Consider the following 11,505-nt stretch of genomic DNA (forward strand, 5'->3'; position numbering starts at 1 on the left):
TGCGCCGCCTCGCCCTACCCCTACTTCTGCGAGTTCATCATCCCGTGGCTGGAGCGGCAGCCGGCGCTCGGGCCGACGGTCCAGGCGCGCCACGACCTCCTCTTCCGCGGCGGCCTCACCATCCACACGACGCTCGACCCCAGGGTCCAGCAGATCGTCGACACCTCGATCCGCGAGGTGGCGCCGGAGAAGAACCACATCGGCGTCTCGGCCGCCGCCTACGTCACCGAGCCCGGGACCGGCAAGGTCCTCGCCTTCGGGCAGAACACCCAGTTCGGCCTGACCCAGAGAAAGGGCGTCACCGGCGTCAACTATGCCGTCGACCAGCAGTACGGCGGTTCGGGTGGCTTCCAGTACGGCTCGACGGCCAAGGCCTTCGCACTCGTGACCGGAATGAAACAGGGCATGGGCCTGAAGGCGACCGTGACCGGACCGGCTGCCGGCCCGACACAGGCTGCGACGTTCACCAAGCACAACTTCCCGCAGCCGTGCGGCCTCTACCAGCCCTGGCACGTCTACAACGACGAGGCGTGGGGCGGCGGGACGGTCTCCCTCATGGAGGCGACCGCGAAGTCGATCAACACCGCCTTCGCCGCGCTCGACTCGAAGATCGGCATCTGCAACATTCGCAAGACGATGGTGGCGTTCGGGATGCACGCCGCCGACGGGTCACCGATCGGCTACTACCCGCCCCAGATCGTCCTCGGGGCGCAGACGATCTCGCCGCAGACGCTGGCCAACGCCTACGCCGGCATCGCGGCGGGCGGCGTCCTCTGCCAGACCTACCCCGTCACCGAGATCGACCGCGACGGCAAGCCGCTCTGGCAGCCGCAGCCGTCCTGCGACCGCGTCGAGCCGCAGAAGCCGGTCTCCGATGCGACGAAGTTCCTCGAGTACAACATGACGCACGGCTCCGGCATCCTCAACCAGCTGCCCGGCCGGAAGTCCGCCGGCAAGACCGGCACCGCGGACGGCAACGCCCAGTCGTGGTTCGTCGGCTTCACCCCGCAGCTCGCGACGGCGGTCTGGGTCGGCAACCCGACCGACCCCACCCGCCGGATGTTCAACGTCTCGATGGCGGGCAAGACCTGCAAGTCGATGACGGGCGCGTGCTTCGCGGCCCCGATCTGGAAGCGGATCATGAACCGCAGCCTCGAGGGCCAGCCCCCGGCCCCGATGCCGTGACCCCAGGCCCCGGCTAAGGCCACGTCCGAGCGGGGCCGGCTCCACGCCATACCGAGCGGGGATGCCGCTCAGCGTGCTCTCGCTCGCGCCTTCCCGCCCAGCGTGAGCGAGAGCGCGGCCCCGAGCAGGGCGGCGACCGCGCCACCCAGCAGGACGGTCTGGACCTGGACCACGGCAGCGCCGAGGAGCGCGTCGGTGTCGATTGGACCCGGCAGGTGGCGGACCGTCTCGTAGTAGCGGTTGAGGCCGACAGAGGTCAGCAGGGCGAGGCCGACGACCATACCGACCATCCGGGCGACCACGACGAGTGAGCTCGCCAGGCCGTGGGCCGAGGGCGCGGCGTCGGCGAGCGCGGCGTCGTTGACGGGGGCGATGGCGAGGCCGATGCCCAGGCCGACGACGACAAGCACGAGTGTGGTGGGGACGATGTCGTCGAGGGAGTGCATGCCCCACCTGGACATCGCGACCATCCCGACGCCGGCGAGGGCGAGTCCGGTTGCGGCGACTGGCCCGTCGCCGACCCGGCGCGTCCCGAGCCCGCCGTGGAGCGCACCGACCGGCACGGCGAGGAGGAACCGGACGAGCACGAGCGCGGCCCGGGTCTCGTCCTGGGTCAAGGTGAGGCGGGCGAGCAGGGGCACGTCGACCACGACCGCGACGAGCGCGGCGCCGACGAGAAAGCTGACGACCTGCGCCCTCATGCCCCGGCCGTGCACGACGCCGCGCGGGACGAGGGGGTTGCGGGCCCGGCGGTGCCAGATGACGAGGACGACCAGGGCGATGGCGCCGACAGGGAGCAGGACGACGCCGAGGGGGCCGATGATCTCGCGCTCGGGGTCGGCGCTCGAGAAGGTCAGCACGAGCGCCCCGAGGGCGATCGCGACGAGGAGTGCGCCGAAGAGGTCTACACGCCTGAGGACCGGCCACCAACGGGGCGCGGCCGCGACGGCGGCGAAGACGAGCAGGCTGAGGGCCGCGACCCCGATCGGCGTGAGCACCCGGGACTCTTCGACGAGCGGAATGAAGGGGATGCCGAGGGTCACGTCGGTGACGAGGCGGTCGGGTGCGGCGAGCGCGACCCCGCCGAGCAGCAGCCCGAGAGCCGCGAGGACGCGGCTCACGAGGGCCGCGACGCGTGGGGCCGCTGGGACGGATTGCTCACTCGACGGTGAGGCCTCTGGGACGGAGCGCTCACTCGAGGGAGGGGTGGCGGGGAGGGAGCGGCGGCCGGAGACGAGTACTGCGGCATACAGGAGGATGCCGGCCACGACGTTGGCCCAGAAGATGGTGCGCCAGCCCGACCACGCGAGGATGGCCGCGCCGAGCAGCGGGCCGAGCACCGACCCCAGCTCCTGCACCGCGCCGACGACGCCGAGCGGGGTTCCGCGACGGTCGGCGGGCCAGAGGTCGGCGACGAGGGCCAGTGTCGCGGGGACGAGGCCGCCGCCGCCGATGCCCTGCAGCACCCGTCCGCTGACCAGCACGGGCAGGTCGACGGCGAGCGCGGTCACCGCCGAGCCGACGACGAAGATGGCGAGGCAGGCGAGCAGAATCCGTTGCCGGTCAAGCAGATCCGAGAGCCGGCCGATGAGCGGCAGCATCGCGATGTAGCCGAGGAGGAAGCCGGAGATGATCGGCGTCGCCTCCTGCAGCGCCTCGATCCCGAGGCCCACGCCGGCCATCATGTCGGTCAGCGCGAGGACGACGACATACGTGTCCGCGGCGGCGAGGGCGACGGCGACCGACGCGACGGTGAGCAGGGCGCGGCGCGGTGTCGGGTCTGGCGTCACGAGGGTTTGGTGATCGAGACCGGTTCGTCGTAGCGGTCGAGGACGAGGGTGTAGGTCGAGGTCGTCCCCGAGCCGAAGAACGGCCCGTCGAGCGCGACCTGGCGCAGCTGGTTCGCGTCGGTGAGCAGGTAGGTCGCGTGGTAGTTGCCCGAGCGGTCGCCGATGCCGAGCAGGTCCACGACGGCGGAGCCGGGCAGGTCACCGGTGACGGTCGTGAGGACCTCCGAGCCCTTGCGGGTCTGCTTGCCCGCCGCCGGTGAGGTCGTCGCGGGCAGCAGGGTCGTCAGCCCATGCTCCGGCGAGAAGAGGGTCGCGGGGTCGGGCATCCCGTAGTCCTTCGGGTTGATCTTGTGCGTGCCCGGGACGACCGGCAGCTTCGCCCACACCTCGCCGCCGACCGAGGTGATCTCGGCGTCGGCCTGCACCCCGGCGACGCCGACCTTGAACGTGCCCTTGAACGCTGGCGGGTGGGCGCCCCACCCCTCGCCGGAGATGAGCCCGCTCGCTCCGGACGGGACGCCGGCGCTCGTCAGCGTGAGGTGCACGGACGTCGCCGCATCGAGGGCCGACTTCGCCGCACCCAGGCGCTGCGCCGGCGTCAGCTCTGCCTGCTGGGTCGGCTGGGGTGATCCCTTCTCCCCCGTGCAGGCCGCGGTCCCGAAGAGGCACAGCCCGGACAGCACGGCGGCCACGATCTTCCCCGTCGTTCGCATGGCCAGAGGGTATGCCGCGCAGCGCGCCCGCGCTGTATCTGGCCCGGGTCGTCGGCGCGCCTCCCGGCCGAGAACCGCGGGCCGGATGGTCGAGTTGCACCGGATCTCCACATGATCCACAGGTTCTTCCTCAGTCCGGAGGCGCACGATAGGGGCATGACGTTCTTCAGGGAGCACCCGTGGAGCCGCTGGGCCGTGCCGGTGGCCGCGTTCGGGGTCATCGGCGCGACAGCGGCCGTGACGAACCAGCAGGCGAATGCCGACCCGGGCCTGCCGCACCGGACGGCCGCGCAGCTGCTCGCCGATGTCCAGTCGTCCAACGTGCAGAGCCTGTCCGGCACCATCGTGCAGACCGCCGACCTCGGGCTGCCCCAGCTGCCCGGCCTCTCGGGCGGCGCCGGCGGTCCCGGTGGCGGCGGGAGCGACTCAAGCAGCCCGACCAGTTCCCTGACCACCCTCCTGAGCGGCACGCACACCTGGCGCGTCTGGGTCAACGGCTCGACCCAGCAGCGGCTCGCGCTCGTCGACGGCTCCAACGAGTCGGACATCATCCGCAACGGCCAGGACGTCTGGGTCTGGTCCAGCGCCGACAAGTCCGCGGTGCACCGCACGCTCCCGACGGCCATGCAGCGGCTCCCCCGTCACTCCATGACACCCAACACCTCGCCGAGCACGCCGGGCTCCTCCCCCGGCACCGGGCCCTCCGGGGCGGCCACCACCGCGCCGACGACACCCGAGGAGGCCGCGACCCAGGCCCTCGCCTTCATCGGTCAGGACACGACGGTCACGACGAACGGCACGGCCACGGTCGCCGGCCGGCCGGCCTATGAGCTCGTCCTCATCCCGAAGGACAAGGCGACCCGCATCGCCTCGGTCCGCATCGCCATCGACGGCACGCGGCACGTGCCGGTGCGGGTACAGGTCTACTCCACCCAGCTGGCGAACCCGGCCTTCCAGGTCGGCTTCAAGTCGATCGACTTCACCAAGCCGGAGGCGAGCCGGTTCACCTTCACACCGCCGGCCGGCACCAAGGTGACCGACCAGGGCACGCTCCAGGCGCCAACGAAGCCCAAGGCCTCCGGCACGAACCCGGCCCCGACCACCCCCGGCGGGACGTCGGCCATGCCGCCGAAGCCGAAGGTCGTCGGGTCCGGCTGGAGCAGCGTCGTCGTCACGACCCTGCCGAAGGGCACCAGCACGAGCGGCCCGTCGAGCTCGAGCTCGCCACAGCAGAGCCTCATGCAGCAGCTCGGGCCGATCGTCGGCTCGCTCCCGCAGGTCTCGGGGTCCTGGGGACACGGCCGTTTGCTCCAGGGCACGCTCTTCTCGGCCGTGCTCACCGACGACGGCCGGGTCGCGGTCGGCGCCGTCGGCCCCGACCAGCTCTATGCCGCCCTGGCGGCGAAGTGACGGCACAGCCCGTCGCGCCGTCCCCGGGTCTCGCGGTCGAGACCCGGGGACTGACGAAGCTGTTCCGCGGCAAGGCGGCCGTCGACCACATCGACCTCGCCGTGCCGACGGGCAGCGTCTACGGCTTCCTGGGCCCGAACGGCTCGGGCAAGACCACGACGATTCGTATGGTGCTGAGCCTTGTCCGTCCGTCCGCGGGCGACAGCACGCTGCTGGGTCGGCCGATGCCCCGCGGCGCCCAGAGCGTGCTGCCCCGGGTCGGTTCCCTCGTCGAGGGCCCCGCCTTCCATCCGTACCTCTCGGGGCGGCGCAACCTGGAGCGCCTCGACGCGGCGGACCTGACGGCCGACGCGGCGACGTCGCACGCCCGGATCGACGCGGCCCTCGACCGGGTGGGCCTGCTCGCCGCGGCCGGCAAGCGGTATCGGGCCTACTCGCTGGGCATGCGGCAGCGCCTCGCGATCGCCGCCGCCCTGCTCATGCCGCGGGACCTGCTCGTCCTCGACGAGCCGACGAACGGCCTTGACCCACAAGGGACTCGCGAGGTGCGCCATCTCGTCGGCGACCTCGCCTCGGACGGCACCACGGTCTTCGTCTCGAGCCACCTGCTCTCGGAGGTGGAGCAGATGTGCACCCACCTCGGCGTCATGAGCGAGGGACGGCTCGTGGCCCAGGGACCGGTGGCCGAGGTGCGTGGCGCGGCGGCGCCGGTCGCGCAGGTCCGGACAGACCAGCCCGACGATGCCGCCCGGGTCCTCTCCGGGCTCGGGCTGGCGGAGATCGAGCCGTTCCCCGGTGGCGTCCGCGCGAACCCGGGCGGCGTCGAGCGGGAGAAGATCGTCGCCGCGCTCGTCACGAGCGGCGTCGGCGTCAAGGAGTTCACGGTGACGAGCCCGAGCCTCGAGGACCTCTTCGTCGCACTGACCGGGGAGGGCTTCGATGTCAGCGGCTGAGGCGGCCGAGCCGGCCGGCACGACCACCGCGACCGCGGTGGCACCGTCTTCGCATCTCACGCCCCGTCCGGCTGCGTGGTCCCGCTCGTTCCGGCTGCTCGGCTCGGAGATCCGCCTCATCGCCGGCCGGCGACGGAACCAGATGGGCCTACTCGTCCTCGCGGCCGTGCCGATCCTCATGGCGTTCGCGGTCAAGCTCAGCTCACCGCGGCGCCGGGGCGGCGGCCCGGACCTGCTCTCGTCGATCACGTCGAACGGGCTCTTCGTCCCGCTCGCCGCCCTCAGCGTCGAGATCGGCCTCTTCCTGCCGCTCGCCATCGCGATGCTCTCGGGCGACGCCATCGCCGGGGAAGCGAACACCGGCACCTTGCGCTACCTGCTCACCGTCCCGGTCGGCCGCACCCGCCTCCTCGTGACAAAGTACGTATCTCTCTGTGTCGGAGCCGTCCTCGGTGTCGCCTCCATCGTCATCCCCGGCTCGCTAGTCGGGATCGCAGTCTTCGGGACCGGACCGATGGTGACCCTGTCGGGCACCGAGATGCCCTTCTGGACCGCGCTCTGGCGGATCGTCCTCATCAGCCTCTACCTCGCGGCCGGCCTCGCCGCCCTCGCCGCGGTCGGGCTGTTCATCTCGACCCTGACCGAGCAGCCGCTCGCCGCCACCGTGGCCCTCATGATCTTCACGATCCTGTCGTGGATCGCCGACGCCGTGCCCCAGATCGACTGGCTGCACCCGTGGCTCCTCGTCGACCGCTGGATGGCGTTCGTCGACCTGCTGCGGGACCCGCCCTTCCTCGACACGGTCTGGCAAGGGCTCGCCGTCGACCTCGGTTACGCCGTCGTCTTCTGGCTGCTCGCGTGGGCCAGGTTCGCCGGCAAGGACATCACCAACTGAACACCTCGCTCGGCCACACGGGACCGCCACTGAGCGCCGCCGCGTGATTCGGTCTGTGCTCAGGCGGGTAGGGCTAGGGTCCATAGGACGAACAGGTCCGCCCATCGGAAGGGAACCCGGCATGATCCTGCTCGGCATCATCCTGCTGATCATCGGCATCGCCATCGGCGTGATCGCGGTCGTCGCGGCGCTCGGCGCCAGTAGCCTGGTCCACATGGCCGCCCTTGGCCTGCAACGTGACTCGCACGCGCTCGAGCTCGTGATCGCCGGGGGCATCGCCGTGCTGCTCTTCTGCCTCGGCTGGGCCTGCCTCGCCGGCTGGGCACGCCGGCGCGCGCGGATCCGCCGGGAGCAGCGCGAGGAGGAGCGCATCGCCGACGTCGAGCGCGCCGCAGCCGCGGAGCGCACCGAACACGAGCGCCGGATGGAGGAGGCCGGTCTGCGCGACGAGGACCTCAAGCGCCGCGAGGACGAGCTCGGCAGCCGTCACGAGGAGCTCGAGGCGCGTGACCGCGACCTGACCCGACGCGAGGGCGAGTGGCGCCAGCACAACAACCCGTCCGTCGCCGACGTCGTCACGGGCCGCGCCGAGGGCAACGTCTCCCAGGGCACCGCCGAGTGGAGGGACGAAGGCACCACCCGGGGCCACTACGACGACAACGCCGGCCGTGGCGGCAACCCCCGCTACGACGACAACAATGACCCGCGACGTGGCGGTGACACGCGGTACGACGACACCAACGCCCCGCCGAGCACCGAAACAACGGACGCCGCTGACACTCCGCGCGACACCGAGACGGCAGACGACACGGACGCGCGCGAGGCAGACGCGCGCGGTCGTCGGTGACCGAGCCGGTCGCCTACGTCTTCGACCTTGACGGCGTCGTCCGCGACTTCGCCCCGGGGAGCCCGGACGTCCTGATCGAGGCGGCCCTCGGCCTACCAGCCGGGGGCCTCTTCGGCCTCGCCTTCCGCCCTGCCCTCATCGAGCCGACCATCACAGGTCGGCAGACCTTCGAGCAGTGGTATGACGCCGTCTGCCTGGCGCTCGAGCGCGCCGTTCCCCAGCCGGCCCGGGTCCGCGAGCACATGGAACGGTGGCGCGCGCACCGCGGCTCGCCGGTCGACGAGACCGTGGAGCGCATCCGGGCCCTCCGCGACGCCGGCCATCACACCTACGTCTTCACCAACGGCACCGACCTCATCCCCGAGGAGCTCGAGCTGCTCGGCCTGACCGACCTGTTCGACCGGGTCCTCAACTCGGCCGACTTCGGCGTCGCCAAGCCCGACCCCGCCGCGTTCGCCGCCGCCCACCGGGCGATCGAGGAGGAGTTGGGCCCGCTCGAGCCCGGGGCGATCTGGTTCACCGACGACCGCGCCGACAACGTCGCGGCTGCCGTGGAGTTCGGCTGGCAGGCGGTGCTCTTCGAGCCCGCCACCCACGCGCGGGACGAGGCGCCGGAAGGCCATTGAGCGGCGTACGACCTGGGTGGGCCGGCCCCGCGGCGGCCCGCGCGCGGTGTCGTTTCTGCAAAGCCTTTCAACATCAAACGGCCTATTAGCAGGTAAATCCGATGCGTTCAAGGGGTTGACTCTTCTCTGCAAACGGTTTCATACTCCTCGGGATCCAAACACTCAACGATGAGGAGGAGGGCCCGGTGGTAACCATCCGCGACGTGGCGAAGGCAGCCGGCGTGTCCCCCTCCACCGTCTCGAGGTGCTTCACCCAGCCCGAGATCGTCGAGGCCGCCACCCGTGAGCGCGTGCTGCGGATCGCCACGCACCTGGACTACCGCCCGAACCGCGCGGCCCGCGGCCTCATCACAGGCCGCACCGGGAACCTCGGCCTGCTCCTGCCCGACCTGGCCAACCCGTTCTTCCCCTCGATCGTCAAGGGCATCCAGCACCAGGCCCACCTGTCCGAGTACCAGGTCTTCGTCGTCGACACGAACGAGGACCCGACGGTCGAGCTCGGCCTCGTCCGCTCCCTCGCGAAACAGGTCGACGGGATGATCCTCTGCTCGCCCCGGATGCGCCCGGCGGAGCTGGCCGAGGCCGCCACGATCTCGCCCTCGGTGCTCGTGCACCGCCGGGCCGGCAGCCTGCCCTCCGTCACGATCGACAACGGTGACGCGATGGACCAGGCCGTCGACCACCTCGCCGCCCTCGGGCACCAGCACATCGGCTTCGTCTCGGGCCCACGGCGCAGCTGGTCGGGCCGGCAGCGGCTCACCGGCATCCACAAGGCCGTCGCGGCCCACGGCATCAGCCTTGACGAGATCGGCCACTTTGCCCCGACCTTCGACGGTGGCGTCGCAGCCGCAGAGGGCGTCCTGCTCTCCGGCGTCAGCGCCGTCGTGACCTACAACGACCTCATCGGCCTCGGGCTCCTGAGCGCCCTGCGGGACCGGGGCGTCGACGTGCCGGGCGACATCAGCATCGTCGGTGTCGACGACATCCCGATGTCCGCGATGGTCCAGCCCGCCCTGACCACCCTTTCGGTCCCCAAGGAGCCCTCCGGGCGCCTCGCCGTCGACCTGATGCTCCGCGTGCTCGACCGCCCGAGCTCCCGGGTCCCCCCGGCCGAGAGCCTCACCTGCCAGCTCATCGTGCGACAGACCACCGCACCACCCAACCCCCGCGCCGCCAAACGGACCCCGGCGTGACCACACACAAGAAGGGACGTTCCATGCCCACCTCACGCAGGATCGCACTGCTCGCGTCCGGGACCCTGCTGCTGAGCGGCCTCGTGGCCGCCTGCGGCGCGCCCGCCGCACCGACCCAGGGAGGCGGGGGGACCGGACCGGTCCCGGAGAAGCCGGCCAAGCCCGTCGTGCTCAACATCCTCGACGTCGCCGGCAACCTGCAGCTGACCCAGGGGATGATCGACGAGTTCGTCCAGAAGCACCCCGACGTCATCTCGAAGGTCACCTACTCGAAGGCGCCCGCGCCCGACCTCGTCGGCAAGATCAAGGCGCAGCAGAACGCCGGCCGCGTCGACATCGGCCTCGTTCTCACCGGCACCGACGGGCTCTCAGCTGGAACCGAGCAGGGTCTCTGGGAGGAGGTCCTGCCGAAGTACAAGGACCGCCTGTCCAACATGGACAACTACCTCGAGCCCGCCGCCAAGATGCAGGACCTCGCCAACGGCTACGGCGTCACCGTCACGTACTACCCGTCCGGGCCGCTCATCGAGTACAACCCCGACAAGGTGAAGAACCCGCCGACCACGGCCGAGGAGCTGCTCGCCTGGGCCAAGGCGAACCCCGGCAAGTTCGAGTACGCCCGGCCGGCGAACTCCGGTCCCGGCCGCACCTTCCTGATGGGCCTGCCCTACATCCTCGGGGACAAGGACCCGAAGGACCCGATCAACGGGTGGGAGAAGACCTGGGCCTACCTCGCCGAGCTGGGCAAGTACATCGACACCTACCAGACCGGCACGACGGCGACGATGAAGGACCTCGGCAACGGGACCGTCGACATGCTCGCCACGACGACCGGCTGGGACATCAACCCGCGCGTGCTCGGCACGGTGCCGGAGAACGTCAAGGTGGGCACCCTCAAGGGCTTCCACTGGGTCACCGACGCGCACTACGCCGTCATCCCCAAGGGCGCCTCGGCCGACCAGCAGGCGGCCGTGCTCCAGCTCGTCCAGTTCATGCTGACCAAGGAGGAGCAGGCCAAGGCCTACGACGAGGGCTACTTCTACCCCGGCCCGGCGATCAAGGACGTGCCGCTGTCGATGGCCCCGCAGAAGAGCCAGGACGCGATCAACAAGTACGGCCGTCCCGAGTACGACCAGCTCATCGAGAACAACCCGAAGGAGATCCCGCTCGACAACAAGGCCCTCGTCGCCGCGTTCGACAAGTGGGACCGTGAGATCGGCGGATCGAAGGTCAAGCAGCAGTGAACAGGACAGACACATTCGAGGAGCTGCGGCTCGACAACGTCGGGCGCCGCTTCGGCGGGCAGGACGCCCTGCAGGACCTCGACCTGACGATCCGGGCGGGCGAGTTCATCGCCCTGCTCGGGCCGTCCGGGTGTGGCAAGTCGACCGCTCTCAACTGTCTTGCCGGATTGCTCCCCCTCACGTCGGGGAGCATCTGGCAGGACGAGAAGCGGATCGACACGCTGCCGCCCGAGCGTCGCGGCTTCGGCATGGTCTTCCAGAACTACGCGCTCTTCCCCCACATGACGGTGCGCAGCAACGTGGCCTTCGGGCTGCAGATGCGGCGGCTGCCGAAGGCGGAGATCGCTAGGCGGACGGCCGAGGCGATCCGCCTCGTCCAGCTCGAGGAGCACGTGGGCAAGCTGCCGGGCCAGCTCTCCGGTGGCCAGCAGCAGCGGGTCGCGATTGCTCGGGCCATCGTGCTCGAGCCCTCGCTCGTCCTCATGGACGAGCCGCTGTCCAACCTCGACGCGAAGCTCCGCCTCGAGATGCGCACCGAGATACGGCGTCAGGTCCAGCATGCGTGCCGCCCACGTCACGCGCTCGTTGATCACGGCCTTGTCGGTCTTGCGGAGGCGCAGGCCGAACGCGATGTTCTCGGCGACGCTCA

The 11,505-nt window shown here is 71.0% G+C and carries 11 protein-coding genes; 9 read left to right on the plus strand and 2 right to left on the minus strand.

The window, feature by feature from the left end; genetic code table 11:
- The coding region (locus ACTHJJ_RS09855) for a transglycosylase domain-containing protein (RefSeq protein WP_440302765.1) at window positions 1-1,185 on the plus strand (1,185 nt) is incomplete at its 5' end.
- A gap of 68 nt (window positions 1,186-1,253) precedes the next feature.
- On the opposite strand, the gene ACTHJJ_RS09860 is transcribed toward ACTHJJ_RS09855, so the two are convergent.
- Entirely contained in the window at window positions 1,254-2,975 is a 1,722-nt protein-coding gene (locus ACTHJJ_RS09860; RefSeq protein WP_440302766.1) for an MFS transporter, read from the minus strand.
- A complete protein-coding gene (locus tag ACTHJJ_RS09865; protein ID WP_440302767.1) occupies window positions 2,972-3,688 on the minus strand; it encodes an LppX_LprAFG lipoprotein in 717 nt (238 codons plus the stop codon). Before ACTHJJ_RS09865 ends, ACTHJJ_RS09860 begins: the two co-directional genes overlap by 4 nt.
- A gap of 156 nt (window positions 3,689-3,844) precedes the next feature.
- Between ACTHJJ_RS09865 and ACTHJJ_RS09870 the strand changes: the two genes are divergently transcribed.
- The 8 genes from ACTHJJ_RS09870 to ACTHJJ_RS09905 form a co-directional block, all read left to right on the plus strand.
- Window positions 3,845-5,098 (plus strand): LolA family protein, encoded by a 1,254-nt coding sequence (locus ACTHJJ_RS09870; RefSeq protein ID WP_440302768.1) that lies wholly within the window; start codon window positions 3,845-3,847, stop codon window positions 5,096-5,098.
- Complete coding sequence (locus ACTHJJ_RS09875; RefSeq protein ID WP_440302769.1) at window positions 5,095-6,051, plus strand: ATP-binding cassette domain-containing protein; 957 nt, start codon at window positions 5,095-5,097, stop codon at window positions 6,049-6,051. The genes ACTHJJ_RS09870 and ACTHJJ_RS09875 overlap by 4 nt, the downstream gene beginning before the upstream one ends.
- A complete protein-coding gene (locus ACTHJJ_RS09880) occupies window positions 6,038-6,946 on the plus strand; it encodes an ABC transporter permease (RefSeq protein WP_440302770.1) in 909 nt (302 codons plus the stop codon). Before ACTHJJ_RS09875 ends, ACTHJJ_RS09880 begins: the two co-directional genes overlap by 14 nt.
- 121 nt (window positions 6,947-7,067) lie before the next feature.
- On the plus strand, window positions 7,068-7,793 hold the full coding sequence (locus ACTHJJ_RS09885; RefSeq protein WP_440302771.1) for a hypothetical protein: 726 nt from the start codon (window positions 7,068-7,070) through the stop codon (window positions 7,791-7,793).
- On the plus strand, window positions 7,790-8,419 hold the full coding sequence (locus ACTHJJ_RS09890; protein WP_440302772.1) for an HAD family hydrolase: 630 nt from the start codon (window positions 7,790-7,792) through the stop codon (window positions 8,417-8,419). The genes ACTHJJ_RS09885 and ACTHJJ_RS09890 overlap by 4 nt, the downstream gene beginning before the upstream one ends.
- A 185-nt stretch (window positions 8,420-8,604) precedes the next feature.
- Window positions 8,605-9,612 carry a LacI family DNA-binding transcriptional regulator gene (locus ACTHJJ_RS09895; RefSeq protein WP_440302773.1) on the plus strand — a complete coding sequence of 336 codons (1,008 nt, stop codon included), beginning with the start codon at window positions 8,605-8,607 and terminating at the stop codon, window positions 9,610-9,612.
- Between the two features lie 23 nt (window positions 9,613-9,635).
- Entirely contained in the window at window positions 9,636-10,856 is a 1,221-nt protein-coding gene (locus ACTHJJ_RS09900; RefSeq protein WP_440302774.1) for an ABC transporter substrate-binding protein, read from the plus strand.
- Window positions 10,853-11,505: ABC transporter ATP-binding protein (locus ACTHJJ_RS09905; RefSeq protein ID WP_440302775.1), on the plus strand; the 653-nt coding region annotated here is incomplete at its 3' end. The genes ACTHJJ_RS09900 and ACTHJJ_RS09905, both read left to right, overlap by 4 nt.

This window comes from Intrasporangium sp. (genome assembly GCF_051961875.1).
Taxonomy (GTDB): domain Bacteria; phylum Actinomycetota; class Actinomycetes; order Actinomycetales; family Dermatophilaceae; genus Intrasporangium_A.

Excerpts from the sequence above, each read along its gene's own strand:
- ACTHJJ_RS09880 (WP_440302770.1), top strand. The coding sequence starts at position 6,038 with ATGTCAGCGGCTGAGGCGGCCGAGCCGGCCGGCACGACCACCGCGACC.
- ACTHJJ_RS09865 (WP_440302767.1), bottom strand. The coding sequence starts at position 3,688 with ATGCGAACGACGGGGAAGATCGTGGCCGCCGTGCTGTCCGGGCTGTGC.
- ACTHJJ_RS09885 (WP_440302771.1), top strand. The coding sequence starts at position 7,068 with ATGATCCTGCTCGGCATCATCCTGCTGATCATCGGCATCGCCATCGGC.
- ACTHJJ_RS09900 (WP_440302774.1), top strand. The coding sequence starts at position 9,636 with ATGCCCACCTCACGCAGGATCGCACTGCTCGCGTCCGGGACCCTGCTG.
- ACTHJJ_RS09870 (WP_440302768.1), top strand. The coding sequence starts at position 3,845 with ATGACGTTCTTCAGGGAGCACCCGTGGAGCCGCTGGGCCGTGCCGGTG.